The 25,814-nt window shown below is 69.1% G+C and carries 26 protein-coding genes and 1 riboswitch; of the genes, 10 read left to right on the plus strand and 16 right to left on the minus strand.

Annotation, left to right across the window (positions count from 1 at the left end; all coding sequences use genetic code 11):
* Window position 1: 1 nt before the first annotated feature.
* From ACX80F_RS11925 to ACX80F_RS11950, 6 genes are all read right to left on the minus strand, one after another.
* Window positions 2-901 (minus strand): ABC transporter permease, encoded by a 900-nt coding sequence (locus tag ACX80F_RS11925; protein ID WP_459336612.1) that lies wholly within the window; start codon window positions 899-901, stop codon window positions 2-4.
* Window positions 898-1,899: an ABC transporter permease gene (locus ACX80F_RS11930; protein WP_459336613.1), complete on the minus strand. Its 1,002-nt coding sequence runs from the start codon at window positions 1,897-1,899 to the stop codon at window positions 898-900. Before ACX80F_RS11930 ends, ACX80F_RS11925 begins: the two co-directional genes overlap by 4 nt.
* A complete protein-coding gene (locus ACX80F_RS11935) occupies window positions 1,896-3,560 on the minus strand; it encodes an ABC transporter substrate-binding protein (RefSeq protein ID WP_459336614.1) in 1,665 nt (554 codons plus the stop codon). Before ACX80F_RS11935 ends, ACX80F_RS11930 begins: the two co-directional genes overlap by 4 nt.
* A 105-nt stretch (window positions 3,561-3,665) precedes the next feature.
* Window positions 3,666-3,764, minus strand: a riboswitch (SAM riboswitch).
* Window positions 3,765-3,863: 99 nt separating this feature from the next.
* Window positions 3,864-4,409: a heme-degrading domain-containing protein gene (locus tag ACX80F_RS11940; protein ID WP_459336615.1), complete on the minus strand. Its 546-nt coding sequence runs from the start codon at window positions 4,407-4,409 to the stop codon at window positions 3,864-3,866.
* A 151-nt stretch (window positions 4,410-4,560) separates the two neighbouring features.
* Window positions 4,561-5,574: a matrixin family metalloprotease gene (locus tag ACX80F_RS11945; protein WP_459336616.1), complete on the minus strand. Its 1,014-nt coding sequence runs from the start codon at window positions 5,572-5,574 to the stop codon at window positions 4,561-4,563.
* Window positions 5,575-5,881: 307 nt separating this feature from the next.
* The gene (locus ACX80F_RS11950) at window positions 5,882-6,838 is read right to left on the minus strand and encodes a pullulanase X25 domain-containing protein (RefSeq protein ID WP_459336617.1); all 957 of its coding nucleotides are present in this window, start codon (window positions 6,836-6,838) and stop codon (window positions 5,882-5,884) included.
* Between the two features lie 277 nt (window positions 6,839-7,115).
* Here ACX80F_RS11950 and ACX80F_RS11955 point away from each other — a divergent pair, with 277 nt between their 5' ends.
* Together ACX80F_RS11955 and ACX80F_RS11960 are read left to right on the plus strand one after the other, a co-directional pair.
* On the plus strand, window positions 7,116-7,592 hold the full coding sequence (locus tag ACX80F_RS11955; RefSeq protein WP_459336618.1) for a DoxX family protein: 477 nt from the start codon (window positions 7,116-7,118) through the stop codon (window positions 7,590-7,592).
* A 67-nt stretch (window positions 7,593-7,659) separates the two neighbouring features.
* Window positions 7,660-8,529, plus strand: a complete 870-nt coding sequence (locus ACX80F_RS11960) for a Rieske (2Fe-2S) protein (RefSeq protein ID WP_459336619.1) — start codon at window positions 7,660-7,662, stop codon at window positions 8,527-8,529.
* 227 nt (window positions 8,530-8,756) lie between these two features.
* Here the strand turns inward: ACX80F_RS11960 and ACX80F_RS11965 are convergent, their stop codons facing one another.
* Together ACX80F_RS11965 and ACX80F_RS11970 are read right to left on the minus strand one after the other, a co-directional pair.
* Window positions 8,757-10,196: a sodium:solute symporter family protein gene (locus ACX80F_RS11965; RefSeq protein ID WP_459336620.1), complete on the minus strand. Its 1,440-nt coding sequence runs from the start codon at window positions 10,194-10,196 to the stop codon at window positions 8,757-8,759.
* Window positions 10,197-10,320: 124 nt separating this feature from the next.
* Window positions 10,321-11,184 carry a MurR/RpiR family transcriptional regulator gene (locus ACX80F_RS11970; protein WP_459336621.1) on the minus strand — a complete coding sequence of 288 codons (864 nt, stop codon included), beginning with the start codon at window positions 11,182-11,184 and terminating at the stop codon, window positions 10,321-10,323.
* 78 nt (window positions 11,185-11,262) lie between these two features.
* Between ACX80F_RS11970 and ACX80F_RS11975 the strand changes: the two genes are divergently transcribed.
* A complete protein-coding gene (locus tag ACX80F_RS11975) occupies window positions 11,263-12,501 on the plus strand; it encodes a metal-dependent hydrolase family protein (RefSeq protein WP_459336622.1) in 1,239 nt (412 codons plus the stop codon).
* 157 nt (window positions 12,502-12,658) lie between these two features.
* Here the strand turns inward: ACX80F_RS11975 and ACX80F_RS11980 are convergent, their stop codons facing one another.
* On the minus strand, window positions 12,659-13,129 hold the full coding sequence (locus tag ACX80F_RS11980; RefSeq protein ID WP_459336623.1) for an excalibur calcium-binding domain-containing protein: 471 nt from the start codon (window positions 13,127-13,129) through the stop codon (window positions 12,659-12,661).
* A 128-nt stretch (window positions 13,130-13,257) separates the two neighbouring features.
* A complete protein-coding gene (locus ACX80F_RS11985; protein WP_459336624.1) occupies window positions 13,258-13,581 on the minus strand; it encodes an NIPSNAP family protein in 324 nt (107 codons plus the stop codon).
* Window positions 13,582-13,780: 199 nt separating this feature from the next.
* Here ACX80F_RS11985 and ACX80F_RS11990 point away from each other — a divergent pair, with 199 nt between their 5' ends.
* Complete coding sequence (locus tag ACX80F_RS11990; RefSeq protein WP_459336625.1) at window positions 13,781-14,302, plus strand: hypothetical protein; 522 nt, start codon at window positions 13,781-13,783, stop codon at window positions 14,300-14,302.
* Between the two features lie 104 nt (window positions 14,303-14,406).
* Here the strand turns inward: ACX80F_RS11990 and ACX80F_RS11995 are convergent, their stop codons facing one another.
* Window positions 14,407-15,204: a nitrilase-related carbon-nitrogen hydrolase gene (locus tag ACX80F_RS11995; RefSeq protein WP_459336626.1), complete on the minus strand. Its 798-nt coding sequence runs from the start codon at window positions 15,202-15,204 to the stop codon at window positions 14,407-14,409.
* Between the two features lie 134 nt (window positions 15,205-15,338).
* Between ACX80F_RS11995 and ACX80F_RS12000 the strand changes: the two genes are divergently transcribed.
* From ACX80F_RS12000 to ACX80F_RS12020, 5 genes are all read left to right on the plus strand, one after another.
* On the plus strand, window positions 15,339-15,509 hold the full coding sequence (locus tag ACX80F_RS12000) for a hypothetical protein (protein WP_459336627.1): 171 nt from the start codon (window positions 15,339-15,341) through the stop codon (window positions 15,507-15,509).
* Window positions 15,506-16,993: a purine-cytosine permease family protein gene (locus tag ACX80F_RS12005; RefSeq protein WP_459336628.1), complete on the plus strand. Its 1,488-nt coding sequence runs from the start codon at window positions 15,506-15,508 to the stop codon at window positions 16,991-16,993. Before ACX80F_RS12000 ends, ACX80F_RS12005 begins: the two co-directional genes overlap by 4 nt.
* Window positions 16,990-18,087: an alcohol dehydrogenase catalytic domain-containing protein gene (locus tag ACX80F_RS12010; RefSeq protein ID WP_459336629.1), complete on the plus strand. Its 1,098-nt coding sequence runs from the start codon at window positions 16,990-16,992 to the stop codon at window positions 18,085-18,087. The genes ACX80F_RS12005 and ACX80F_RS12010 overlap by 4 nt, the downstream gene beginning before the upstream one ends.
* Window positions 18,088-18,242: 155 nt before the next feature.
* Window positions 18,243-18,866 carry a TetR/AcrR family transcriptional regulator C-terminal domain-containing protein gene (locus tag ACX80F_RS12015; RefSeq protein ID WP_459336630.1) on the plus strand — a complete coding sequence of 208 codons (624 nt, stop codon included), beginning with the start codon at window positions 18,243-18,245 and terminating at the stop codon, window positions 18,864-18,866.
* A gap of 100 nt (window positions 18,867-18,966) precedes the next feature.
* Window positions 18,967-19,533, plus strand: coding sequence for a DUF7010 family protein (locus ACX80F_RS12020; protein WP_459336631.1), 567 nt, complete (start codon window positions 18,967-18,969; stop codon window positions 19,531-19,533).
* Between the two features lie 67 nt (window positions 19,534-19,600).
* Here the strand turns inward: ACX80F_RS12020 and ACX80F_RS12025 are convergent, their stop codons facing one another.
* The 4 genes from ACX80F_RS12025 to ACX80F_RS12040 form a co-directional block, all read right to left on the minus strand.
* Window positions 19,601-20,692, minus strand: coding sequence for a class I SAM-dependent methyltransferase (locus tag ACX80F_RS12025; protein ID WP_459336632.1), 1,092 nt, complete (start codon window positions 20,690-20,692; stop codon window positions 19,601-19,603).
* Between the two features lie 281 nt (window positions 20,693-20,973).
* Window positions 20,974-22,602, minus strand: a complete 1,629-nt coding sequence (locus tag ACX80F_RS12030; protein ID WP_459336633.1) for a LuxR C-terminal-related transcriptional regulator — start codon at window positions 22,600-22,602, stop codon at window positions 20,974-20,976.
* 90 nt (window positions 22,603-22,692) lie between these two features.
* Window positions 22,693-23,034, minus strand: a complete 342-nt coding sequence (locus tag ACX80F_RS12035; protein ID WP_459336634.1) for a hypothetical protein — start codon at window positions 23,032-23,034, stop codon at window positions 22,693-22,695.
* Between the two features lie 124 nt (window positions 23,035-23,158).
* Window positions 23,159-24,709 carry an alpha/beta fold hydrolase gene (locus tag ACX80F_RS12040; protein ID WP_459336635.1) on the minus strand — a complete coding sequence of 517 codons (1,551 nt, stop codon included), beginning with the start codon at window positions 24,707-24,709 and terminating at the stop codon, window positions 23,159-23,161.
* 227 nt (window positions 24,710-24,936) lie between these two features.
* Here ACX80F_RS12040 and ACX80F_RS12045 point away from each other — a divergent pair, with 227 nt between their 5' ends.
* Complete coding sequence (locus tag ACX80F_RS12045; RefSeq protein ID WP_459336636.1) at window positions 24,937-25,371, plus strand: hypothetical protein; 435 nt, start codon at window positions 24,937-24,939, stop codon at window positions 25,369-25,371.
* 78 nt (window positions 25,372-25,449) lie between these two features.
* On the opposite strand, the gene ACX80F_RS12050 is transcribed toward ACX80F_RS12045, so the two are convergent.
* A complete protein-coding gene (locus ACX80F_RS12050; RefSeq protein WP_459336637.1) occupies window positions 25,450-25,701 on the minus strand; it encodes a hypothetical protein in 252 nt (83 codons plus the stop codon).
* Window positions 25,702-25,814: the final 113 nt, after the last annotated feature.

Below are 25,814 nucleotides of genomic sequence, written 5' to 3' on the forward strand. Positions count from 1 at the left end.
GTCAGACCTCTGCTTCGAGTCGGCGCTGCAGGTGGTGTCCCACCACAGTGGTGGTCAGTGCGGCGAGCGTGATGAAAATGCCGGGGAAAGCCGCGATCCACCAGGCCACCTGGAGGTAGTTCCGGCCGTCGGCGAGCATGGCGCCCCACTCGGCGGCCGGGGGCTGCGCGCCCAGACCGAGGAAGCTGAGCGACGACGCCCAGACGATCGCCTGGCCGATCCCGAGGGTGGCGAGCACGAAGAGGGGCCGCGCCACGTTCGGGACGATCGTGTGCCAGAGGATGTGGGATCTCGACCGGCCGAGCGACAGGGCTGTTTCCACATACGGGGCCGCGACCACCTGGAGGGTCTGCGTCCGCAGCATCCTTGCATAACCGGGGGCAGAACCGACCCCGACGGCGATGGCCGCGGTGACAACACCGGTGCCGGACACCGCGATGACGATCAGGGCCAGGAGCAGGCCCGGAAAGGCGAAGAGGATTTCCACGAACCGGCAGATCGCCGAGTCCACCCACCTGCCGGAGACCCCTGCGGTGATGCCGAGGGCGCCGCCGAGGACCAGGCCGATCGCCGTGGCGGCGAGACCGAGCAGCAGGGACTGCCCCGTGCCGGCGATCACGCGGGAGAACACATCGCGCCCGTTCTGGTCGGTACCGAACAGGTGCGCGCCGCCCGGGGACTGGAAGGCGTTGGCGGGGTCGATCTCGAACGGGTCCTGCCGCAGGAAGACGGACGGTACGACGGCGGCGAGCACGAGGAAGGTGAAGAGTGCGGCAGCGATCCAGACCCCGATCGGGGTGTTGCGGACCAGGCGTCCGGCGCGGGAGGGGACGGGTGACGGCGCGGTCGGAGCGCCGGTGCCGGCCGCCGCCGTCGTCGTGGGGTCGAGGGTCAGGCTCATGCTGCGGATCCCTTCGGGTTCGTGCGGGGGTCGACCACGCGGTAGAGAACATCCACCACGAGGTTCACGAGGATGTAGACCGCGGCGATGATGACCACCACGGCGAGGGTGACGGGCAGGTCGCGGTTCACGATGGCGTCCACCAGGGACCGGCCGAGGCCAGGCCTGGCGAAGATGATCTCGGCGACGACGGCGGAACTGACGAGCGAGCCCACGGCCCACGCGGAGAGCGTGAGGCCGGGCAGGATCGCGTGGCGCAGGGCGTGGGTCAGTCGTACGGCCGTATCGCTCAGGCCACGGGCCCGGGCGCTGAGGACGAACGGCTGGGCGAGAGCGTCCTCGAACGAGGACCGGGTGACCTGGGCGATGAACCCTGCCAGGGGGATCGCGAGGGAGAGCGCGGGCAGCACGAGCGACCTGAAACCGTCGTTGCCGGCAACGGGGAACCAGCCGAGGGTGACGGCGAAGACCACCGCGAGCATGATGCCCACCCAGAACTGGGGGAGGGAGGCGAAGAACACCTCGACGGCGCGGCCGGCGCCGTCGAGCACGCGCCCACGTCCCACCGTCAGTAGGGTGAACGCGAGGGCGATGACCCACGCGAACACGAGGGCCAGCCCCGCGAGCTGCAGGGTGGGCAGGATCTGCGGGCCGATGATCTCCAGGACCGGGACCTTGAAGATGTAGGACACCCCGAAGTCTCCCGTGGCGAGGTTCCCCAGGTAGGAGAGGTACTGGACGAGGACGGGCCGGTCGAGCCCGTACTCGGCGCGGACGGCCGCGACCGTCTCGGGGGACGGCGAGGATCCCGCGCCGCCCAGGATCGCGGTGATCGGATCGCCCGGCGTGAGGCGCAGGACGAAGAACGTCAGGGTCACGGCCGCCCAGAGGACGAAGAGGCTGCCGGCCGCCCGCTTCGCGACGACCTTCCCGGCGGTGCCCGCCGTCGCCGTCGTGCGGGGTGCTGCGCTGAGGGAATCGAGGGACTGGGTGCTCATTCTGAATCCACCGCCGTGACGTCGTAGAGGTAGGGGAGGGACAGGCTCGGCTCGAGGGTGAGATCCCGATAGCGGTCGGTCCGGAGCGCCACCTGGCTGGCCTGGTTGTAGAGGGGCAGTTGCAGCGCGTTGTCACTGACGATCTGCTGCGCCCGGTAGTAGAGGTCTTCCCGCGTCCCGGGGTCGTCCGTCGCGAGGGCGTCATTGAGGATGCCGTCGAGTTCCGGGTTGCGGAAACCCGAGCCGTTGGGCACGAAGCCCGCGGACTCGGTGTACTCGGAGGAGAAGACGATCCGCAGGACGTCGGCCGTGTTGGTGTTCCAGTAGTCGGCGCGGAGATCGTAGTCGAAGGTGTTGCCGAGTTCGCTGACGGTTGCGCCGTCACCGTTCTCGATGAGCACCTCGAAGCCGGCCTTCTTCGCCGTCGCCTGGATCTGCGTTACGAGGGCCTGATGGGCAGTGGGCCACGCGCCGGGTGTGTAGGGGAAGTGCACGGTCAGGCGCGCGCCGTCCTTCACGCGGTAGCCCTCGTCGTCCCGTTCGGTCCAGCCGGCCTCGTCGAGCAGGCGGGCTGCCTCGTCCGGGTCCGGGTCGTGGACGTGCTCGAAGTCGGGGGAGTAGAAGCCGGTGGTGGAGCTGAGCGGTCCGCCGGCCCGGGTCACGGTGCCGAAGTAGACGCTGTTGATGCCGGCGTCGACGTACGCGCTGCGGAGGAAGGCCTTCCGGACCCGGAGGTCGTCGAACGGTGCGCGTGTCGTGTTGAGGATCAGGTTGGTCGGGTTGCCGGGCCTGTCCTGCAGGATGAGTCCGACGTCCGGGTCCGCCTCGGCCTCACCGAAATGGACGGACGGCATGAGGTCCAGGGCGTGCACCTGCCCGGCGCGCAGCAGCCCGTAGCGCGTGGAATCCTCGGGGACGATCCGCCACTCGATCTTCTCGATGTGCGCCGGCCCCTCGTGCTGCGCGTACGGCGGGGCCGAGTTGTAGTCCTCGTTGCGGACCAGGCTGACCCTGGACTGCGGCACGTAGTCCACGATTCGGTAGGGCCCGGTTCCCACGGGGGCGTTGCAGTTCTCGGCCTGCGGACGTTTGAGCGCCTCCGGTGACTGGATACCGAGGAACGGCTGCGCGAGCACCTCGAGGAACGCAGCGTATGGGCGGTTGAGGGTGACGACGGCTGTGGTCTCGTCCACCACCTCCGTGCCCACGTAGGGTTTGAGGTAGCCGCCGGCCGTCCCTGACTGTGTATCGGGGTCGATCATGTGGTCGAGGTTGGCCTTCACCGCCTCTGCGGTGAGCCTGGTGCCATCAGTGAACCGGACGTCGTCGCGCACCGTGAAGGTGTAGGTGAGGCCGTCGTCGGAGACCGACCAGTCCGTGGCCAGCCAGGGATGGATGGCACCCTCGCTGTCCTGGGAGACCAGGGAATCGAGGTAGTTCGCCGCGATGGACGCCTGCGGCATGTCCCCGTTGACGTGGGGGTCGAGGCAGGAGATGTCCTTGCCCGTCGCGAAGACGAAGGTGTCGTCCTCGCCTGCGGCAGCGGAGCCTCCGCAGCCGCTCGCGGTGAGCGCCATTGCCGCCGCGACGGCGGACAGGACAATGCCGCGGGGTGCGCATCGGGGGAAGGATCGGGGTGTGCTGGGGCTTGCTGTTCTCACGCGGGGCTCCTGAATCATCGCCCGATGGAGGGCTGATACAGGTCGCCGGCAGGCGCCCCGGGCGTGCAGGAGCACGGAGGGACAGACCAACGAAAGCGTGTAGCTTCTCCATCGGTCCTGGCAGTAGCACCGTTCCCCGTTGCTACGCGGGGAGGGTTGCTGCGGCGTCGTCGATCCAGGTCTCTCGGCCGCTCGGGATGGTTATGGCTCCAGCTAAGCGCACGGGGCGGCGGCAGCGCCAGCGGTCCCCGTCATATTCGGTTACGCGGCGTCATGCGAAGACGCACGACGGCGTACCACGGGCTACAGGCCGGCAGCGGCGTGGAAGGTCCGGAGCGCCTCGACGACGAGCTTGTGGTCCTCGAGCTGCGGAAGGCCGGAAACCGTCACGGTGGCCACCGGTCCGACACCCTGGATGTACAGCGGGAAGGAGCCGCCGTGCGCTGCGAACACCGTCGTGTCGAACAGCGGATCGTCCTCCACCCTCCCGCCGTTGCGGCGTCCCCACAGGCCGACGAGCAGGGAAGGAACGAGGTACCGTTCGGCGGTGCGGCTTTTCGCGTCGAGCCAGTAGTCGTTGTCCGGCGTGGTGCCGTCGAGCGCGGCCCGGAACAGGATGTGGTTCGGCCGTCGGATGCAGACGGCGATCGGCAGGTTGCGACCCGCTCCCAACTGAACGATCAACTGCCCCAGCGCGACGGCGTCGTCGTTCGTGAAGCGTGTGAATTCGAGTTCGGCGACTTCCCTCTCGACCGTGGCGATGAGCGCCTCGAGTGCCTCGGCAGACTGGTCGCTGCCGCCGTCGGGATCGAACGGTTGGACGGCTGTCGGGAGGGCATCATTGCTCATCTCCTTAATTTACGTTGTCGGCGCGCCATGGCGGACTTTTACTCAGTTGTTTAGCAGATTTCTCCGGGAGTGGACGCGGGCGAGCAGGACGGCGCGTGCGACACATGCGCCGTCGCGGATCGCTCCGGCCTGACCTTCAGGGAATGGGAGTTCACAGTCCGGGCGCGCAGGGTCCCGAACCGAGGAGTGCGAGGCCGGCACGGTCGCCCTCGCCGAACGAGACCCGCCCCATGTTCTGCTCGTACATCAGCTCGCCGGGATCATCCACATGATCGAGCCCGACGACGTGCGCGAGCTCGTGCATGATGATCGCTCGGAGCTGCGCCCGCCCGTCCGGGTAGCTGAGCGACCGGGCGGCGTCGGGCGCATCGAGCTGCACCTGCCCACCCGCGTAGACCAACGGCTGCCCGGGCGCCTGGGCGTAGTCGCTGCCGCCGAGTCCCGCGATGTCACCGGCGAGTCCTGGGATCTCGGCCTCACTGGTCCAGGTGATGAGCACCGGCACCCAGGTCTTCCCGTACAACTCCGGCTGGTACAGGTCGCGGTCCTCGCTCGGCGCCTCCGTGGTCACGCCGTCGTCGATGAACTGCAGGCCCGTGGCAACGGACACCGCAGCGACTGCCTCCTGCACCAGTCCCTCCGACCCGGCCGGCGCGTTGTCGGGCCGGACGACGTAGTGCACGGGGCGGCACGGGTCATAGGCGATCCACTCCTGCTCCTCGACAGGCGAGTCCAGCAACGCGAACGCCGTCGACGCCGGTGCCGGCGGTGGTGTCCCGAGCGGCGCATCGCCGGCCCCGACCCCGCGGGGCGGCACGTCGGCCCCGGGCAGGTAGGGCAGTGCGACCGGCAGGACGAAGCGGTCGAACAACGACGGCATCGCGTACAGGGCGGCGACCAGGCCGACGCCCGCCACGGTGCCGAGCCGTCGCATACGTCGTCTGCGAGCCGGCGCGCGCTCCCGGGCCCGTGCCCGCCCGGAGCGCGACGCCTGCTTCGAGGCCGGCCCGTAGGTCGGTGCGGCCCGCCACGGTGGGGGAGCGGACGGTGTGCCGAGGGCGTCGTCGAGCGCCCACCCCGGAATCCTGCCCGACGGCGACCGTTGGACGGCCTTCATCCGCGCATCGCGGCCCTCGTGGAACCACTCGCGATCCATTGCGCCCATGCGCCCCGCACTTCCCCCGGTCGACTGATCTCTGCCCCATCCTGCGGGACCGTCGGTGCCGGGTGGGGGAGTGTCGCGAGTCCTTGGGGAAACCTGAGCGAAGGCTGCCCCTCGCCAGCGCGTCAGCCACGCCGTCGTTCCCGCCTCTGCCTGGCCCGAAGCGCGACACTCGGCGTGTCCCGACCCGACACGCACCCGGAGGGCGCAAACCCGGGAACGACAGCGGGAACAAGGGCAGGCCCCAGGAACGACGTCGGCCCCGTCCGCCACCCGGAGGCAGCGCACGGGGCCGGAACCCGATCCTCGACTAGGAGGTCCGGATGTCCTTCGTCCCGTAGTCGAACCGGAAGGTCACCGTGGTGTCGGTGATCAGGTGCAGCTCGTGGTTGGCGCCGTCACGCACACCGAAGCGGCCGTAGTTCTCCTCCCACGATCCGTTGACGAGGATCTTGAACTGGTAGGTCCCGGCAGGCAGCTGCAGGATGTGCAGCCACAGGTTCTCCGTCGGCTCCCAGTCGAAGCGCAGCTCGCGGAGATCGGTGCTCCAGTGGCCGGCGTCGCCGAACAGCGGAGCGAAGTCACCGGACAGGGCCACGGACTGCGGCTGGTCCTGCCACGCGACGTCGGCGTCCGAACCGGCAGGAGTGTCGTCGGTCGAATCCGTCGTCGCGTCAGTCGGCGACGCCGCGAGCGCCTCTGCGGCAGCGGCGACGAGCTCGGGCGGAGCCTCCTCGGCCACGGCCTCGGGCGAGACATCGAGAGTTGGGGTGACGTCCGGCGGCGTCGGATCCTCGGCCGGTGAAGCGTGCGCCTCCTCGCCCAACTGCTCCGGCGCCTGTGGAGCGTGGCCGGCGGCCTGCTCCGGCACTCGAGCACCGCTGGTCATGGCCTCGATGAACTGGTCAGGGTCGGTGAAGGCTGCGACGGCACGGATGCCCTCGTCGGTGGCGGTCCAGCCGCTGCGGCCCTTGACGAGCCAGCCGGCTTTCACGAGCTTCGACGTCGCCGTCGTCAGGGCCTTGAATCCACGGGGGACACCGCCGGAGAGGAGTTCCGCTTCCTTGTCGTCGAACGGGACGTCCGCGACGGCCTTGGCCATCAGTTCGCTGGGCGCGACGACGGAACCGGACACCTGGTGCTCGGCCAGCAGGGCGAGGGTGGTGCGCAAACGGGCATTGAGGCGGTTGCGAGGGGCGATGACGATCTCCTTCGTGGTGTTCCTGCGACTGACTGCCGGGCATCGTGACCGGTCGGCCGCACTCATGGCGGATGTGGTCCGGGTGGGATCTCCTACAGGAGGCAGGGTACGTGGTTCGAGGTCCGATGACGACACCCTGATTTTATCGTCAGCACGGCACCGCTTCGTGCGCGCGGCACACACCGTCAACTTTTCCCCGTATGACCGAACAGTGCTCGTCAGACTCTCGACCACTGCCAAATCCCTGAGGAGGAAAAACGATTGCATGATCGAGCCGAGCACCGACCCGTTCCAGCCCGCCACAACGGCTGAACACCATCGCGTCGATGCTATCGTGCGCAGCATGGCGTCACCCGTAGCACTGCAGCGCACGTCCACCGCGAGGACGACGGCGCGGATCGTGCTCGGCGCATTCCTCCTGTTCGCCGGCACGGCCCACCTGACACTGGCCCGGGCCGAGTTCGCTGCCCAAGTCCCGGCGTGGTTGCCCCTCGAACCGGATTTCGTGGTCGTCGCATCCGGCGTCGTCGAACTGGTGCTCGGCGCCGCACTGGTGGCCCTCGGTCGGTATCGCGTGATCGTCGGCTGGGTGGTCGCGGCTTTCTTCGTCGCGATCTTCCCCGGCAACATCGCCCAGTACGTCGACGGCGTCAGCGCCTTCGGGCTCGACACCGACGGCGCACGCCTCACTCGCCTGTTCTTCCAGCCCGTGCTCGTCGTTTGGGCGCTGTGGTCCACCGGCGCGTGGCGGGACCGGCGCACCCTGCTGGGAGCGGTCGACGACGGTGAAGCACCTAAGTCGACCGGCACCCGTCGGTGATCCTCAGTATGCTTCGTAAATGAGGCGCTAGCTCCGCTGCTGCCCACCTGCAACTTGAGGAGACACCATGAAGACCCTCCGCCCCCTGCAATCCGTCGAGAAGCTCGAGAACGCCACCGGGCTCGATCCGATGGTCACCAAGATGCGCGGCGTCGTGCAGTCGGTGATCAAGCCCGGCGCAATCCGTGACATCCTCCACGGCGTGCCGATCGGCCACCCGCTGCACCCGCTGATGATCCTCGTGCCCACGGGCACCTGGTTCTCCGCGGCCATCCTCGATGCGATCCCCGGCTCGAAGAAGGCCTCCGCGATCCTCATCGGCACCGGCGTGATCACCGCCGGTCCCACTGCAGTGGCCGGCTGGACCGACTGGTCGGAGGGACACGAACAGCAGCAGCGCGTCGGTATCGTGCACGCCGGGGCGAACGTCGTCGCCACCGGGCTGTACGCGCTCTCCCTCGTCCAGCGCCTGCGCGGGAAGTCCGGAAAGCTGCTCTCCTACACCGGCCTCGTCGTCGTCTCCGCGGGCGGATTCCTCGGCGGGCACATGTCCTACCGGCAGTCACTGGGCGCGAACCACGCCGAGGACGTCCCGCACCGCGTGGAGCCCGGCTGGCACGCGCTCGGTGCGCTCGCCGACCTCCCCGAGGGGAAGCTCGAGCGGAAGATGCTCGGCGAGGTCCCACTCGTGGTCCTCCGCCAGGGCGACGACGTGTCCGTCCTGTCGGACACCTGCAGTCACCTCTCCGGGCCGCTCAACGAGGGCGAGTTGACGTTCGACGACGGCAACGCCTGCGTGGTCTGCCCCTGGCACAAGAGCACGTTCTCGCTGAAGACCGGCGAGGTCATGCAGGGTCCCGCGACGTCGCCCCAGCCGTCGTTCACGACCCGCGTGGTCGCCGGACTGGTCGAGGTGTCGCTGCCGCACGCCGGCTGACCTCCTGTGCCCGGGCTGCCGGCGGCTGCGTCAGGGCAAAGCACGGGGTCCACTGCAGGTTCCGGGGAATTCGAGGCTGCATGCGGATCGCCGACGGGTGAGACGTTGACGATCCGCTGGAAGCGGATAAGAAGCCCCCCGACCGGGAGTGAATACTGTCGGCCGCACCCGGCTCCGGGTGCGGCCGCCGTCGAGCAGGGCCCTGTGCAGAACCCAGCGGGTCGCCGTCAGGCCGCGTGGGCGCCCTCGGTGGTCTGCTCGTCCGTCCCGGTCGGGGCACCATCCGTCGCCGATGTGCGGGTCAGCAGGCTCACGACGACCAGCGCCGTCACGGCGAGAGGGAGTGCGACGACGACGGCGTTGATGTCCGCGGATCGGCCGGTCGACTCCCAGGCCACAGTGGCGACTCCGCCGACGACCATGCCGGCGATCGCGCCCCACGACGTGGCACGCTTCCAGAACAGGGCGGCAAGGACCACGGGAGTGATGGCCACGCCGTACATCGTGTAGGCGTACATCTGCAGGGCGAGCACGCTCGGGAAGAACTGGCCGAGCACGTACGCGAACACCGTCACCGCGAGGACGGCCCAGCGCCCCAGCTTCAGTGCCTTCTGTGCGTTCCGGGCACTGCCGCGGCGCTGGAATACGAGGTCGTAGACGATGTTGCCGGAGCAGGTGAGCAGGTAGGACGACCCGGTGGTCACGATCAGCGCGAAGGCGCCGGCGAGGAGCAGGCCGCCGATGCCGAGGGGTACGAGGTCCGTCCCGGCGAGGCCGAGGATGGCCTGGCCCGGCTCGATGCCGGGGAGGAGGAAGGACGACGACGACGCCAGCAGGATGATCGTGCCCAGCAGCAGGATGGCGCCACCGAAGAAACCGATGGTGGCCTTCCGGGCCGTGCTCTCGTCGCGGCCGGAAGCAAGCCGCTGGTGCATGTTCTGGTCACCCAGGATGAGGAGGAACAGGGGCAGGAAGTAGCCGAGGAGCTGGACCGGAGTGAGCGTGCCGGTCAGCGAGGTCAGCGCGGGGTCCAGGCGCTCGACGTAACCGCCGATCCCACCGACGTCGGCGATGAAGACGACGGCGAGTGTCCCGACCAGCGCGACCACGATCACGACGACTGACACGAAGTCGGTCCAGGCAACCGATTTCAGGCCGCCGCCGAGGGCGAGGAAGGTGATGAGGACGGCGGCGACGATGGTTCCCTGCGCGGGGCTGAGCGGCGTGATGATGCTGAGGATCGAGCCCGCGCCGGTGAACTGGTAGGCCGTGATGCCCACGAAGGCCACCAGGATGATGATCGTCGCGAGGACCCGGACCGGCCTGCCGAAGCGCACTTCGAGCATCTCCGGGATGGTGTGGTGGGACAGCCGCCGAACCTTGGTGGCCATGAAGTACAGGCAGACGATGCCGACGACGGTACCGGCGAAGAAGAAGATCCCGGCGACGGGGCCGTAGGTGTAGACGAAGCTGGCCCCGCCGATGATGGAGCCGGACCCGACGAAGGTGGCCAGCAGCGTCCCGGCCAGGACGGGCGCGGGCAGCGAGCGGCCCGCCAGCATGAAGTCGTCACCGTCGGCGATCGCCTTCTTGCGGCTGAACCACGCCCCGACCAGGACCATAAGCAGGACATAGCCCACGAGGATGAGAACGTGCACAGGTTGCATGGGGAGCCTCTCGCTGATGCCGGCCGGGCGCCGGTACTCCAGAGCAGTCTGGTGTGATCCAGCTCCTATTGCAATAGTTGTTGCAGAATGTCATGCGACCGAAACATGAGCCGACAACTGCTTCTCACGCCGGATCCACGAGGTCGAGCTCGCTCCAGAGCTCCTCGGCGCCACGAAGGGCTGCCATGGTGCGGGCCGGGTCTGCGGCCGAGAGTTCGGCCAGCAGGGCCTGGACGGTCGCGACCGCCGCAACGGTGCTCGGCATGAAGGTTACGCCCTCGCTCGGTACCAGCAGGGCTACCTCCGCCAGATCGGTGATCCCCGTCTGGCGGTCCGCTATCGCCACGATCCGGATGCCCCGCTGCGCCGCGACGCGCACCACGTCCAGGACGAACTTACTCGCGCGCCACAGGTTGCAGCTTACGAGGCAGTCGCCCGGCCCGAGCCTGAGCAGCCGGTTCACGAGGGCGGTCCCCGAGGCGGTGTGCAGCTCCACGTCGCGGCCCATCCACTGGCCGACGTGGGCGAGCTGGAAACCCGCGGCCGCATAACTGCCGGTGGCCAGGACGATGGTGCGCTCGGCCGAGGCGAGGATCGCCGCTGCGCGGCTGATGCCCTCGGGGTCGATGCTGTCGGCGAGGCGCGTCACGTTGCGGAGATCGTTGGCCAGGGAGGACTCGACGAGGCCGCCGGCCGGTACGGCGCGCTCGGTGAGGAGCCTCTCAGCGGTCAGGGACGCGAGGTACCGGTGTCGCAGTTCGGACTTCAGGGCCGACCATCCGGAGAAGCCGAGGAACTGGGCGGCCCTCACCACGGTCGCCACATTCACGTCCGCTCGCGAGGCGAGCTCCTGGGTGGACATGAAGGACGCCCGCGCGGCGTCAGTGCGCATGACCGCGAGGACCGCCTCGATCCCGGGGCTCGCCTTCCGCCCCAGCGCGAGGCCCTCGAACCATTCGGCGATCTGCACCACTCTGCCTCCCCTCATGCAACAGCTGTTGCATGTTGTGCTCGAAGTTGCCAGTATCGGATGAGGCGTCAGCCACACCACTCTTCGAGGAGCACCATGCCCGAGACACAACACTTGCACATCACCAACGCGACGGTCCTTGATCTCGCCGACGGCACCTCGTCACCCGGCCGGAGCGTCCTCATCGAGGACGGGCTGATCACCTGGGTGGGCCCGACCGCTGAGGTCCCCGCCGACCGCCCCGCCGGGGAGACGATCGATGCCGGGGGCAAGTACGTGCTACCGGGCCTCATCGACGGACACGTGCACGTCACCGCGGCGACGGCGGATCTCGGCGCCATGGCCGAATGGTCACCCACCTATGTCGCCGCGCATACGGCCCGGAACATGAAGGCCATGCTGCACCGCGGCTTCACCACCGTCCGCGACGTGGCGGGCGCGGACTTCGGCGTCGCCATGGCCGTGGAGGAAGGGCTGTTCGAGGGCCCGCGGGTGATCTTCGGTGGCAAGGCCCTCTCGCAGTCCGGCGGACACGGCGACATGCGGGCGATGGGCTCCAGCACCCTCGACCCGCACCAGTGCTGTCCCTCCATCGGCATTGTGTGCGACGGCGTCGACGCCGTCCGCAAGGCCGCGAGGGATCAGCTGCGGACCGGCGCGCACCACATCAAGATCATGCTGTCGGGGGGTGTCGCCTCACCCACGGACCGCGTGGACTCCACACAGTTCTCGGAGAGCGAGATCCTCGCCGTCGTCGAGGAGGCCGAGGCCTCCAACCGCTACGTCTGCGGTCACGCCTACACTGCCCGCGCCGTCAACCGCGGACTGCGCCTCGGTGTCCGTTGCATCGAGCACGGCAACCTGATCGACGACGAGAGCGTGCGCCTGTTCGTGGAGAAGGACGCCTTCCTCGTGCCGACCCTCATCACCTATGAGCGCCTCAAGGCCGACGGCGAGGCCGCAGGCCTGCCTGCGGCCAGCCGCGAGAAGGTCGACACGGTGCTCCACGCCGGCCTCGAAGCCCTCGACCGTGCGAACAAGGGCGGGGTGAAGATCGTCTTCGGTACCGACCTGCTGGGGGCGATGCAGGTCCACCAGAGCCAGGAGTTCCGGATCCGCGCCCAGGTGCAGTCGGCACAGGAGGTGCTGCGCTCCGCGACGCTCACCGCCGCCGAGCTGATCGGGCTCGAGGGGAAGCTGGGAGTCGTGGCGCCCGGCGCCTTCGCCGACCTGCTGATCCTGAACCAGAACCCGCTCGACGACGTTACCGTGCTGGCCGATCCCGAGTCGTCCATCAGCGCCGTGATCAAGGGCGGACAGGTGGTCGGCGGGTAACCGGCTCGCGTCGCGCGGCCTCGGCACGCTGCCGGGTCGAGTGACGCGACCAGCGGGATTCCCCGGTCCATTGCGGCACGGTCCAGGGAATGAGGAGAGCCCCAGGCGTGACGATGCCCGGCACGAACCGTGCCGGGCATCGTCGTCGGTTCGTTGATCAGCCAGCGGCAACCGCACGACGGCGGACGACAAACGCTCCGCCCAGTGCCGCAAGCACCAGTCCGCCGCCCAGGGCCAAGGCGCCTGAGTCGTCCTGCGGAGTCTGGGCCACACCGGTCTCGGCTCCACCAACCGGCATCTGAGCAACCTGCCCGGGGACCGGCTGCGCGACGGGTGGCACAGGCTGGGCCACGGGCGGCGTCACCGGAGGGGTGTTCTGAGCGACGATACCCGCCACGATGCTCGCGTTGTAGGCAGGTGTTCCTGCTGCATCGCAACCGAAGCCGTCCTTGTCGGCGTCGAGCCCTGGCTGGTAGCCGGGGGTGCCGAGAGGGATGTTGTAGACGCCGACGTTCGCGGCTTCCGTGCAGTTGTTGAACGGGAGGCCGACGGCGAGGGCGGGTGAGGCGGACAGCAGGGAGGCGCCGGCGACAGCCGAGGTGGCAACGACGATGGATAGCTTCTTCATGGGATTACTCCTGAGACCTGGTCGGAATGATGAGCCGACTGTAGGTTCCCGGAGAACTCGACGAACAGCTTCCCGGCCCGGCGTCCGCTTTGTTGCGTTCTGCAACCAACCCCTGTAAGAGGCCGGGCCTACCGCGCCTGCGCCACCGGGTACAGATCCGTCGCCTCGAGCAGCGCCGAGTCGATGCGTGCCGCCAGGACACCATCCGTCTCGGACGACGCCTTCGCCTCGGTCCACCGCGGATCGGCGCCGAACGCCGTCCAATTGGCTTTCGGGTCGCCGTCGTGCTCGAGGAGATAGACGAGGACGTCGTCCGTCCCGACCGGCGTCCAGTAGCCGAGGCTCTTCATGTTGTGCTCGGTGAAGAGGTCGATGGTCGAGGAGCGGAAGCGCTCCACGAGGGCGTCCATCTTGCCGGGGTTGGCGGTGTATGTGCGGAGTTCGTAGGTCATGGGTCTCCCGGTGCTTACTGGGCTGGTGGTCAGACCCACACTAAACCCACCGAGGAGCGCTTTCAGGGCGGACTTCTTCTGCCGGCCATTCAGCCGGTTCCGGTCGTCGAACAAGGAATCGGTCCCTGCCGCGACAGAGAAGGAATGTCGGTGGCACGGGGAATCATGAAGTAATGCTTACCGCCTGAAAGGAGCCCGGATGTCCGGAAGTCTCGTTGCGGGAAACGCAATCATCACCGAAATCGGCTGCGCACTATCCGTCACTGCGCCCGTCGAACAAACCCTCTTGGACCTGCTCCTGCATCCGGCCGTTGAGGAAGCCTTTCAGTGGATGGTCAGCGTCGACGGTAACTGCAGTAACTGGCGAGACCTCGAATCGCGGGCCGAAGTGGTCCGTCTGGTCAGGCTGATCGCCACCAGTGGTGACTGGCTGGTCATCCAGTCCAAGAACCTCGATCTCGGTCCTTCAGGCCGATACGCCCAGGTCATGAACACGGGGAGCGGCTACCTCGTGGAAATCGCGTACTGCGATGGTGGAGCAGTTCACAACTGGCGGATCGGACTGGGCGCCGAGGCGGACGACGCCGGGAACAAGCCCCACAGCGCCGTCGCACCGATCCAACAGCTCAGATTCGCGGCGGTGACCGAGGTGCTGGATTCCTGGCTGCGCGGCTACGGCATGCCGCTCGGGTACGGCGGGGCACTTCACGTGTACGGGTGACCTTCCCGGACGGCCGACGGCGCGGTGCCCAGGTGCCGGCACGGAACACCTGGCAGAAGTGTGGCGAACAACTCCAGACACCGGCACGAAACAGCCGGTCGCATTCAGCCGAAGAGCTCCGGACGCCGGCACGTCAGGTAGGTGTTGAGCTCCCTGGCACGGCGAACCTCGGCCGGGTCCACGCCCGCGAAGAGCAGTTCCTCGCCGTCCCCGGCAAGGCCGAGGAACGTCCCGTACGGGCTCGCGATGCAGCTCAGTCCTGTGAAACCGGGCAGCGTGTGGTTCGCGTAGGCGATATACACGCCGTTCTCGAGGGCCCGCGCCGGCACCAGCAGCGTCGAGATGCGCTCCGCGTTGTACGTGTGCGCCGGAGGCCGGTTCCCGACGTCGCCCGTGGCGGGCACCGCCGTCGGGACGAGCAGCAGATCGGCGCCGCGCTGGGCCGCGCTCCGCACGAATTCCGGGAACTCGACGTCGTAGCAGATACCGAGCGCCACCGTCATGCCCAACAGCCGCACCGTCTCGGGACGCTCGTCGCCCGGGACGAAGACCGACTGCTCCTCGGCCCCGAACAGGTGCGCCTTCCGGTAACGGGTCAGCTCCGCGCCCTGGTGGTCGAACAGGGACGCGGTGATGTGCCGTGCGTCGGGGGTGGTCTCGACCGACGATCCGACCAGCACGATCCGGTACCGCCGAGCGATGCACGCGAGCGCGTCCCGGACACCCTGCCCGTCGGACTCCGCGGCGGAGGCAGGAGCGTAGCCGGTGGCGAAGAGCTCCGGGGTCACGAGGATCTCCGCACCCTGGGCGGCGGCGCGCGCCGCGTACCCGTCGAGGCGACGCAGGTTCTCCTCCACGGCGCCGACCGTCCCTGCAGCCTGGAGCACAGCGAGAGCGGGCACCACGACTCCTTCCGGGAAGCCGGCCGGCTGGCAGGTGGTCTGCGCAGAATCCGACGGCCGATCCATTGACAGCCCTCATGATAGGCACAACGATGTACCCGAACCGAATGACATTCGATTATTGGAGAAACGCAATGGTTCCCACCGACGCGACGGCGCGAGACCTGCATCACCGACTCGGCGAGATCGCCGCCCACGAGCACGACGACGCCTCACGCGCCGCCCTCTCGGGGCGGCACCTCGGCCTGTACGCCCTCGTGACCCTCGGGATCACGCTCGCCGGGTTCCTGGTGCTGGCGCTGTGAGCACTGAAAGCACGCGAAGCACCGGCGGCACGCAAAGCGCCGGCGGCACGAAGAACGACGCCGGCGACGGCGGGTCGCTCGGCTCGCTGCCCCTGCTGCGCAGCGAGCGCATCTGGAACGGCGCCGACTTCACCGGCGTCAACATCAGCCTCGCCATCGCCACGTGGGCGTTCCTCGTCGGAGGGTCGACGGCGCTGCTCGTCGGCTTCCAGCAGGGCATCGCCGCGATGATCATCGGCAACGCGATCGGCCTCGGCTTCATGGTCCTGGCCAGCGTCGTCGCCAGCCAGCGCTACGGCGTGGAGCAGTACACCATCCTCAGGCCCGTCTTCGGTCTCGTGGGTGTGGGATTCCTCGTCTTCACCGTCATTCTGATCACCGAGATGGGCTGGTCCTCGCTGCTGGCGATCATGGTCGGCCGGGCCGTCACGCAGGTCTCCAACTCGACGTTCGGTACCGGCTTCGGCCCGGAGAGCCTCATGGTCACGGTCTTCGCCCTCGTCGCGATCGCCGTCTCCTGGTGGATCCTCTCCCGTGGACCCGTGACCATCGGCCGCTTCAACAAGTTCATCGCCCCGGGCCTGATCGTCGTGACCGTGTTCCTCATGGTCTTCCTGGTCCTCAACACTTCGTGGGACGCACTGTTCAGCGCCGCACCGCTCGCCCCGTTCGAGGACGAGCGTCTCAACTTCGCCCTCGCCGTCGAGTTCAACGTGGGCGTCGGCGTGTCCTGGTACCCGGTCATGGGATCGCTCGCCCGGCTGACCAAGACCCCCAAGGCCGCCCTCTGGCCGTCCTACCTCGGGCTGTTCGGCGCCACGCTGATCGCTCAGGTCGTCGGCATGGCCGCGGCCCTGACCCTCGGCGATTCCGATCCCACCGTCTGGATGCTGCCGTTCGGCGGCCCGGTCCTCGGCGCGTTCATCCTGCTGTTCATCGCCTTCGCGAACATCACCAGCACGTCCTCGATCGTCTACTCCACGGTGCTCGCCCTCCGGCAGGCCAGCGGGAATCTGCTCTCCGGGGTCCGGTGGGCGTGGCTGTGCGCAGCGTTCTTCGTCCTGCCGGCCGTCCTCGCGTTCTTCCCGGGCTTTATGTACCAGCGGTTCATGGTGTTCGTGACCCTCAGCGGCGCGTTCCTGGCGCCCATGTGCGGGGCGATCATCGCCGACTACTTCCTGCTGCGCCGCCAGCGCGTCGTCCTCGAGGACCTCTACCGCCACCGTCACGAGAGCGCCTACCACTTCCACGGTGGCGTCAACTTGGCCGGCATGGCCGCCGTCGTCGTCGGAGCCTCCTTCTACCTCGTGATCTACAACCCGGTCACGCTCACCGCCCTGCCCGTCTTCGGCTACATCACGGCGTCCTTCCCTGCCGCGATCGTCGGCGGAGTCGTCTACTACGTCCTCGCGAAGGTCCTCTACGTGCGCCGCGGCGTCGGCGGCTACGCGGCGGACGTGGAGAAGGTCGACGGTCGCGCGTGAGCCGCACGTCCCGCGCCGCCGTCCACCGCACCGGGTCGCAGGACCTCGACCTGACCACCGTCGACGTCGCCGACCCCGGTCCGGGCACCGTCCTCGTCCGGATGGGCGCGTCGGGGGTGTGCGGATCGGACCGCCATGTGCTCGACGGCGACTGGACGCTGCCCTCGCCCACGGTAATGGGCCATGAGGGCGCCGGCACCGTCGAGGCGATCGGCGACGGCGTCACCGACGTCGCGGTGGGCGACCACGTGATCCTCTCCTGGTTCTACCCCTGCCGGCGCTGCACCGCGTGCCTGTCGGGGAAGTCCTACGTGTGCACGGGCAGCCGGTCCGAGGAGTGCCTCCTGCCCGACGGCACCAGCCCGCTCACCCTCGGCGGCGACCGCGCGTTCCCGTACCTGACCGTGGGGTCCATGAGCGAATACGCCGTCGTCCCCGAGGCCGGCGCCATCCGCATCCCCGACGAGGTCCCGTTCGACGTCGCCAGCCTCATCGGCTGCTCCGTCGCCACGGGCTTCGGAGCCGTGGTGAACGACGCCGGCGTGGAGGCGGGCACGTCCGCCGTCGTCGTCGGGACCGGCGGCGTGGGGCTCTCGATCATCATGGCGCTGCGGCTCGTCGGGGCGAACCCGATCATCGCCGTCGACCTCAGCGAGGACAAGCTCGCTGCGGCGCGGGAGTTCGGTGCCACCCACACGCTGGTGCCGTCGGAAGGACTCGCGGAGGAAATCGCCGCGATCACCGGGGGAGGCGCCGCCTACGCGTTCGAGGCGATCGGGAGGGTGCAGACCATCGAGTCCCTGCCCTCGCTGATCGCCCCGGGCGGCAAGGCCGTGATCGTGGGCCTGCCGCCGGAGGACAGCCCGGTCTCCATCGACGCCCTGATGCTCGCGGAGAGCGGGAAGTCGCTCATCGGCTCCAACTACGGTTCGACCGTGCCCGGGCGGGACTTCCCGCGCCTGGCCGCGCTGTACCTCGCGGGGCGCCTGCCCGTGGACCGGCTCATCTCGCACCGGATTAGTCTGGACGAGGTCAACGAGGCCTTCGACGCGATGCGCCAGGGCGAGCGCGCCCGTAGCGTCATCATGTTCTGAGCACGACGAGAACGACGACGACGTTTGGAGCGACCCCGGCCACGACGACGGCAGCCACGACGGCGGCCACGACGGCGGCGTCGGCGACGGTAGCGTGGCCGGCACGCTAGGGACAGAACGCAGAGGGCGGCTCAGCCGCCGGTACAAGGGGGACCATGGGGCGGCCACGCCAGGCGATTCTGTCGCCGGAGAAGATCTATCGGGCAGCACTGGAGCTGGTCGACGAGTTCGGGGACTTCACCCTGCCCGGGCTGGCGAAGAAGCTGTCGGTCAGCCCGTCCTCCATCTACCACCACGTGCACGGGCGCCCCGAGATCATCAACGGGATCCGGTCCGTCATCGGCTCCGACGCCCTGGCGGCGGGGGACTTCTTCACGGCCGGCCCGGACTGGCGCGACCGGGCGGCCGCCTGGGCGAGGAGCTACCGCAGCGCCCTCGGTCAGCATGCGAAGGCCATCCCGCTGCTCGTGGGGGAGGCCGTGACGGACACCGCGACGCTCGGCATCTACGAGCACCTCGCCGCGGTGTTCGTGGAGCAGGGCTTCGCTGCGAACGACGTCGTGGTCGCCGTGACCGTGCTGGACAGCTTCATGCTCGGGTCCGCGCTGGACATGGCGTCACCGGAGCTGTCCTGGCTCGCCGACGCCGAAGGCCAGCCCGCGCTGCACGGTGCCTTCGCCGGGGCGTCACTGGACGGGAAGCGCTCGGACCTCGGCTTCGAGGCGGGCGTGGCGGCGATCATCGCGTACCTCGAGACAATGCTGCCGGTTCGCTCCTGACCGCCGGGCGTCCCAGCGCGGTTCGCCGCCACTATGGTTAGGGTCAGCGGACAACCGGCGCGCGGTCGACGATCGCCCCCGGTGTCACCGGGAGGGACGCATGCTCATTGCCGCAGCTCAGGAGGACGTACGCCGGGTCTACCGTCGAGGGTCGGTAGGGCAGCTCGTCACGGCGCTCGTATGGGGAGTGTCCTCTATCGTCGCCTCGCAGGACTCCATGATCACCGCCGCGTGGGCCCTGTTCCTCGGAGGAATGCTGATCTTCCCGCTGACGACCCTCGGGCTCAAGGTCCTGAGCGGTCCGGCCTCGCTGCCGAAGGGTCACCCGATGTCCGCGCTGGCGTTCCAGCTGGCCATGCAGATCCCCCTCGGCCTCCTCGTGGTTCTCGCCCTCACCGCACCCCAGCCGAATCGTTTCTTCCCTGCGGCGATGGTGCTCGTGGGGGCCCACTACCTTCCGTTCGTGTATCTCTACGGCATGCGCTCGTTCCTGCTGCTCGCCCTGCCGCTGATCGTCGTCGGCGTGCTCATCGCCGTGGTGGCACCCGAGTGGTCGCTGGCAGGGGCATGGTTCACCGTCGCGGCACTCCTGGTGTTCGGCGTCGTCGAGTTCCTCCGTGACCGGCGGCTGTCCGCTGCGAACCGGGTCGGCACGGCGGACGCCTGACGCGCGGTTGGCGGGCGACTCTGACGGGCCGCCCGCCGAGCGCGGAGCAGGGTCCCGGAGGACCGGCTCACCCCTTCGACGCCGTGAAGTAGGCGTTGAACGGGTCGGAGGCGATCGCCTTCTCCTCGATCTCCGAGAACCCCGCCTCGCCGAGCATCGTCTGCGCGAGCTGCGTCCCCCACACGGTGCCGAGGCCGGCGCCGTCGAGCCCGAGCGAGACGCTCATGCAGTGGACGGTCGAGAGGGCGTACAGGAACGACGCCCACGGCAGCTCGATGTTGTCCTCCACGTTGCTCGAGGCCTTGATGTCCGCCATGAGGAGGCTGCCGCCGCTGCGCAGTGCGGTGAACATGGCGTGCAGCACACCCGCGGGGTCGGCCTGGTCGTGGATCGCATCGAAGACCGTGATCGCGTCGAAGGCATCGGTCTCGTCCAGCTGGGCGACGTCGCACAGGACGAAGCGGGCGTTGTCCAAGCCCAGGTTCGTGGCCTCCGCCCGGGCCGCAGCGATGGCCTCCTCGGAGAAGTCGTAGCCCGTGAACGTGCTCGCGGGGAACGCCTTGGCCATCAGGTTGACCGCGTGGCCGCTGCCGCAGCCGATGTCCGCGACCTCGATGCCCGCCCGCAGCCGCTCGGCAAGATCGGGGATCAGGGGCAGGATCGTGTCGATGAGCGCGGCGTCGTTCACCCCGGCGCTCTCCTCGGCCATGATCGAGTGGAAGCGCGGGTAGTCGGTGTAGGACAGACCGCCGCCGTTCCGAAAGCAGTCCACGATTCGCTGCTCCATCTCGCCCATCATGCTGACGTACTGCATGATGCGCGCCAGGTTGTCCGGTCCCGCGGCGGTGGTGAGCAGGGCTGAGTGCGTCGCGGGAAGCGCGAAGGTCCTGTCGGCCGGCTCGTAGGTGAGGACTCCGGCCGACGCCATGCCGCCGAGCCACTCCCGGACGTAGCGTTCGTTGAGGCCGGCGGTCCGGGCGATCTCCCCGCTCGTCGCGGCGGGCAGGGTGGCGAGGGCGTCGAACAGGCCCGTCTGGTGCCCGATGCTCATGAGGACGGCGATACTGCCGCCGTTGAGCAGGCCGATGCACCGCTCGCCGAAGGCTTCGACGGCCGCGAGGTCGGCGTCGGCGGTTCCGAGTTCCGTACTGACTGACATGGTGTGCTCCCAGGGTTCGTGCGGGCTTGTCCCGCTGCATCGAGCCTAGGAATCAGGTTCCCGGCGCTGCTTCGGGCGAACGCTGCATTCCTGCCGCGCGGCACTGGTGTGAATGATGCACGACGGCGAGGGGCGGAACGACGGCGACGGCGGAAGGGCGGCGACGACGGCACGCGGCACGACGGCGATGACGGAAGGGGCAGACCACGAAGGGGCGGACCACGAAGGGGCGGACCACGAAGGGGCGGACCACGAAGCGGCGGGCCAGCAGCAGCGGGCGATCAGCCGCCCGGGGCGACGCCGTTCTCGCGCGCCCAGGCGGCCGCGGCGGTGCGCGAGGTGACGTCGATTTTCCCGAAGATGTTCGCGAGATGCCGTCCCACGGTCTTCTCGCTGATGAACAGCTGCCGTGCAACCTCCCGGTTCGACGCGCCGGAGGTGATCGCGGCGAGCACCTCGAGTTCCCGCGCGGTCAGCCCGCCCGGTGCGCTGCGCGCCACCATGGGTCGCAGCTCGGCGGTGGCGCCGAGCTCCTCGAAGATGGTCCGCGCGGCCGCGGTGTTCCAGGCCGCAGCCTGCGGCTGGCCCAGCGCCTCGTACGCCAGGGCCTCCCACCGGTGGATGACGGCGCTCGGGTAGCGGGCCCGGGCGTCCTCGAAGAAGCGCCGGGCACCCTGGAATGATGCGAGGGCCTCGGCGGGGTTGGAGCTGGTGAGCAGCAGGATGCCCCGCGCCTTCTGCGCCCATGCGCGGAACCCGGCGCTCCCGTAGTGCTCGGCCGTGTGCTCGAGTTCGCTGCACAGCTCCTCGGCCTCCTGCCCCAGCCCGAGCCGCAGCGCCGCCTCGACAGCGGTACCCAGCAGCCGCGCCCGCGCGAGCCGGTCCCGTCCCTGCAGTGCGGCGAGGAGCCCGGCGTAGGCGGCCTCGTCGTCGCCGTCCGCTCCTTCCAGCAGCGCGAGCCCCGGCTGGGGCTCGATACCGCAGCTCCTCGCCAGCGCATACGCGGACCGAGCGCCGTCCGGGTCCCCGCGCATCCGCCGGATCTCCCCGAGCTGGTAGTAGCCCTCGCCGGCGGCCCAGGTGTCCCTGTCCACGAGATCGGCGCTGGCGCGCTCGATCTGCGGTTCGACGTCGTGCCAGCCGCCTTCGATGCTCAGCAGTTCGAGGCGGTGCACGCGGCAGACCCCGGTGTACATGACCTCGCTGCCGAAGCGGGCGCACCACCGTTCGGTGGCCGCGGTCCACGAGCGCATACGGCGGTAGTCGGCGAGCTCGTGGCACACGTGGATCACCGTGCAGTAGATGTCGCCCACCCATTCCAGGGCTATCCGGTTGGCGAGCACCGGCAGCATCGCCTCGTCCAGTTCGGCGAAGCCCCGCGCCGTCTCGCCGCTGCGCACGTCGGCGAGTCCGGACAGCACGAGCCCGAAGGACATCAGCGCGGGGTCGGCGAAGCGCTCGCTCATCGTGCGGAGCCGCGAGGCGTACGACGGCGGCGGGGCGGTGCCCGAGAAGTCCAGCTCCAGGACGGCCTCCAGATAGAGGAGATACCCGTGGGCAGGGCTCTCGGGCAGGTCCCGGAGGATGCGCCGGGCGCGGCTGATCCACCCGGAGCCGACGGCGAGGTCTCCCCGGGTCACCCAGAGGAGGGCGAGCTCCAGCGCCTTCATCGCGGCCCGCGGCAGAGATCCGTCCTGGCAGTGGTGCTGGAAGACCCGCTCCGAGACCTCGCAGTTCTCCTTCACGTTGCCGCTCCACCACGCGGCGCTGCCGAGCAGTTCGAGGTCGTCGACGGCCAGGGGAGTGGCGGCGTCGGCCGCGCTCAGGGCCTCGAACGCGGCGCGCCATTCGCCCCGGGCATGGGCCGCCCGCCCGGCGCTCAGGAGTTCGGTGATCTCCTCGGTCTCCATCAGGTCATCAACGGTAGTCCTGCGGGGCCTTCCGCACCACGGCATTTCTATCGGCTGGCCGGGGCCCTCGCGCAGCCGCCAGCGTGCGGGTCAGGCGTCGCGCCGGTCGGCGGCCGTTCCGCCGTCGGCGGCGGTTGTACCTGGAACGACGCCGGCGCCGCCCGCTGCTTGTGGTGTCCTCGAGAAGCGCAGGTACCAGACGAGCATGAGCGCCGTCGAGACACCATAGAACGCGTGGAGCATCCAGATGGGCCCCGCCGGCAGGCTGAAGACGTACACCGAGTGGACGACGTTGGCGACATTGCCGAGCACCATGTGCCCCAAGCTGTAGGACTCCATGTTGCGCGTGCGCACGGCCTTCAGCAGCATCGGCAGCGTCGACAGGGCGAACAGCACGGTCGAGATGATTCCGGCGATCACGGGAAGGTTCATGCGGACGACGCTATGAAGCCGGGTGCCTCTCCCGCGTCGGGCGAATCCTGTATTTGTGGCGGGGCCGGTCCTGCACACTGCTGCACCATCGGCGCGGACGTGCTGTCCTCCCGAGGCCGGCCGGTCAGGACGGCGGCGTCCTGACGAGCACGGTGTCGCGGAGATAGGCCACGAAGTCGTCGGGCTGCTCGAACAGCGGACGGTGTCCGGAGGTCGCGAGTTCGGTGGCCTCTTTGACCGGGGCCTCGAGCAGCTCGAACCATTCCGCGAACGGCTCGGCGCGGCCGCCGGCCTCGTGGGCGCCCTGCACGAAGTAGACGGAGACGTCGAGGCTGGTGACGTCGGTGCGGAAGTCGGTGTCCTGGAGCTGGGGGTAGATGACCGAGAAGGTGTCCATGAACGATCCGAGCAGATGGACCTGATCGGTGAGGGTGTATTCGGGGACGAGGAAGTTCTCCGAGAACCCGCCCTCGCCCTCCGAATTGCCGGTGTGGTCGTAGGGGTACACCTGGTGCTCGTAGGCCAGCGCGGTCTCGTAGTCCAGCATGTCCTCGTAGGGTGGCGGACCGATCCGTTCCAGCTCCTCCACCAGGGCCGTGTCGCCGGATCGCTCGGCCCAGGCGAGGGTGTCCTCGTAGAAGATGGTGTCGGTCTCGAGCGGGCTGACCATCTGGCCGGTACCGATGTACGCGTGGTAGAGCTCCGGCGCCTGCTGGACCGCGAGGACGCCGTAGATCGTCCCGCCCGACTGTCCCGACAGGTAGATCTTGTCCTCGTCGAAGCGCTCCCGCAGGACGTTCGTGACGGTGATCGCGTCCTCGACGGAGCTCTCGAGGGTGAGGGTGGACGCCGGATCCAGCTCGGAGTACGACGTGCCAGTACCCCGCTGGTCCAGGGTGGCGACGACGAAGTGCTCCTCCAGTTCCTGCAGATGGTTGCGCATCGCGCCCAGCTCGGACCCACCGGGGCCGCCGGCGAGGAACAGCAGGACGGGGTTTTCGACGTCGGCGCCGCGCAGCATGAGGCCGAGGTCCTTGCCTCCGGTCTCCACCGTGGTGAGTTCGGTGATGCTTTCGGTCACAGGCTCACCGTCCGCGGCCTCGATGGGGGCCGTGCTGGCCGGCCGGGCGAGAACCACCGCGAGCGCGATGATCGCCACCGCCGTGAGAGCCGCCACGGCACGGCGGACGACGACGCCGACACCCGCCCGGTGGGTCTGGTCGGGGGAGCGCGTGAGTCGTCGTGCCGCTCCGGCGCCGAGCGCTGCGCCCAGGATCATCGGGGGGAGGGCGAGGAGGGCGTGGAAACCACGCCCGACGATGAACGCGAGGATGCCGTAGGGGCTGGTGGCGATTTCGTCGACGGTGGGCCCGTCCGTGCCGATACGCGTGAGCTCGAAGACGACGACGACCACCACGGGCGCAGCCAGCATGGCCCACCGCGACTTGAGGATGAATCCGACGGCGGCGCCGACCAGCAGGCAGAGGACCATCGTGCCGAGCGACTCGGCGGTGGTGAGGGGTCCGCGGGGAGTCCACCAGCCCAGCAGGAGGCCGCAGCCGACGGTGACGGCCAGTGCCACGGCAGCGCCCACCCGGCGGTCGGCCCAGATGGGCTCCATCAACGTGCGTACACGGTGGGAGAAGGTGGGCTCTGCGTCGAGGCTCGTGGCCATGATGTGTCGCCTGCTTTCCGGAGGTACCGGGCCGGGATCCTCGTCCAGCATTACGGGACGGTCCCTTCCCTGACAGGGCCGAAGGTCCGCGGGACTGCGCGGGATGACGCGTAGGCGGGCTTCCGGCCGGGGACCAACGGCCCTGTGCTCCGTCGTTGCGGACACAACAATGGAAAGGGAGACGATCCGCCGCCCGTGCTGCGGCCCACCCGGAAGCCGAGGCGATCATGCTGAAGATCACGAAGGACAGGCCATCCGCTCCCGATCACAGCGAGGGCCGGACGCGGACGGGCCTGGTCCGGAAGATCGTGGGCGGGTTCTTCGTGTTCACGGGAGGAATTCACCTCGGGATCGTCATGGCCGATGCGCAGTTGTATGCGGACTTCGCCCAGGAGTCGTTCATCCCGCTCGTCGAAAGGGCCTGGGACAGCATCTTCATGGCCGCTCCGGCGCGCTGGGGACTCGCGCTCTCAGCGGGTGAGGCCACCCTGGGCGTCCTGCTCCTGCGCGGCGGCCAGTGGGCGAAGGCCGGCTGGATCGGCGTCATCGCGTTCCACGTGGGGCTCATGCTGTTCGGCTGGGGTTTCTGGCTGTGGAGCGTCCCGGCACTCGCCTTCCTGATCTGGGCAGCCCGGAAGGACTGGCGGTCTTTGGGCGCCTGACGGGCGGACTCCCGGTCCGGATCGCGGCCGGCTCAGGCTGAGGCCGCCGCAGTCCACGTCCGGGTCCAGCGCTTGAGATCAGGCGTCGTGACTTCCCGACGACGACCCCGTCGGTGAGCCAGACGATGGACCGGACGCCGATGGGCCGGACAATGACCGGGCGATCGCGCCGACGACGAGACCGACACCCGCCCCGATGGCGGCGCCCATCGCGATGCCGGGTCCACCGGCGATCGCCACCCCGATGGCACATCCGGCCCCCGCCCCGAGGGCGATGCCGATTCCGGGGTAGGACTCCTTCAGGGTTTCCTCTGGGCTTCGCTGTTCCATCGCTCGATTGTGGTGCGGCTTTTCGCGCGCGGCAAGGGTCGTGCGACCCGTCGTCTCTACTTTGCCCGCACAGGGGCGCGGGACCGAGAACGCGACGTGGACGCTCACCCGAA

This window comes from Arthrobacter sp. TMS2-4, from assembly GCF_054511075.1.

What these genes read in the sequence shown, in the direction of transcription:
- ACX80F_RS11925 (WP_459336612.1), bottom strand. Translation starts at nt 901, where the DNA reads ATGAGCCTGACCCTCGACCCCACGACGACGGCGGCGGCCGGCACCGGC.
- ACX80F_RS11930 (WP_459336613.1), bottom strand. Translation starts at nt 1,899, where the DNA reads ATGAGCACCCAGTCCCTCGATTCCCTCAGCGCAGCACCCCGCACGACG.
- ACX80F_RS11940 (WP_459336615.1), bottom strand. Translation starts at nt 4,409, where the DNA reads ATGAGCAATGATGCCCTCCCGACAGCCGTCCAACCGTTCGATCCCGAC.
- ACX80F_RS11945 (WP_459336616.1), bottom strand. Translation starts at nt 5,574, where the DNA reads ATGGGCGCAATGGATCGCGAGTGGTTCCACGAGGGCCGCGATGCGCGG.
- ACX80F_RS11950 (WP_459336617.1), bottom strand. Translation starts at nt 6,838, where the DNA reads ATGAGTGCGGCCGACCGGTCACGATGCCCGGCAGTCAGTCGCAGGAAC.
- ACX80F_RS11955 (WP_459336618.1), top strand. Translation starts at nt 7,116, where the DNA reads ATGGCGTCACCCGTAGCACTGCAGCGCACGTCCACCGCGAGGACGACG.
- ACX80F_RS11960 (WP_459336619.1), top strand. Translation starts at nt 7,660, where the DNA reads ATGAAGACCCTCCGCCCCCTGCAATCCGTCGAGAAGCTCGAGAACGCC.
- ACX80F_RS11965 (WP_459336620.1), bottom strand. Translation starts at nt 10,196, where the DNA reads ATGCAACCTGTGCACGTTCTCATCCTCGTGGGCTATGTCCTGCTTATG.
- ACX80F_RS11970 (WP_459336621.1), bottom strand. Translation starts at nt 11,184, where the DNA reads ATGAGGGGAGGCAGAGTGGTGCAGATCGCCGAATGGTTCGAGGGCCTC.
- ACX80F_RS11975 (WP_459336622.1), top strand. Translation starts at nt 11,263, where the DNA reads ATGCCCGAGACACAACACTTGCACATCACCAACGCGACGGTCCTTGAT.
- ACX80F_RS11980 (WP_459336623.1), bottom strand. Translation starts at nt 13,129, where the DNA reads ATGAAGAAGCTATCCATCGTCGTTGCCACCTCGGCTGTCGCCGGCGCC.
- ACX80F_RS11985 (WP_459336624.1), bottom strand. Translation starts at nt 13,581, where the DNA reads ATGACCTACGAACTCCGCACATACACCGCCAACCCCGGCAAGATGGAC.
- ACX80F_RS11990 (WP_459336625.1), top strand. Translation starts at nt 13,781, where the DNA reads ATGTCCGGAAGTCTCGTTGCGGGAAACGCAATCATCACCGAAATCGGC.
- ACX80F_RS12000 (WP_459336627.1), top strand. Translation starts at nt 15,339, where the DNA reads ATGGTTCCCACCGACGCGACGGCGCGAGACCTGCATCACCGACTCGGC.
- ACX80F_RS12015 (WP_459336630.1), top strand. Translation starts at nt 18,243, where the DNA reads ATGGGGCGGCCACGCCAGGCGATTCTGTCGCCGGAGAAGATCTATCGG.
- ACX80F_RS12020 (WP_459336631.1), top strand. Translation starts at nt 18,967, where the DNA reads ATGCTCATTGCCGCAGCTCAGGAGGACGTACGCCGGGTCTACCGTCGA.
- ACX80F_RS12025 (WP_459336632.1), bottom strand. Translation starts at nt 20,692, where the DNA reads ATGTCAGTCAGTACGGAACTCGGAACCGCCGACGCCGACCTCGCGGCC.
- ACX80F_RS12030 (WP_459336633.1), bottom strand. Translation starts at nt 22,602, where the DNA reads ATGGAGACCGAGGAGATCACCGAACTCCTGAGCGCCGGGCGGGCGGCC.
- ACX80F_RS12035 (WP_459336634.1), bottom strand. Translation starts at nt 23,034, where the DNA reads ATGAACCTTCCCGTGATCGCCGGAATCATCTCGACCGTGCTGTTCGCC.
- ACX80F_RS12040 (WP_459336635.1), bottom strand. Translation starts at nt 24,709, where the DNA reads ATGGCCACGAGCCTCGACGCAGAGCCCACCTTCTCCCACCGTGTACGC.
- ACX80F_RS12045 (WP_459336636.1), top strand. Translation starts at nt 24,937, where the DNA reads ATGCTGAAGATCACGAAGGACAGGCCATCCGCTCCCGATCACAGCGAG.
- ACX80F_RS12050 (WP_459336637.1), bottom strand. Translation starts at nt 25,701, where the DNA reads ATGGAACAGCGAAGCCCAGAGGAAACCCTGAAGGAGTCCTACCCCGGA.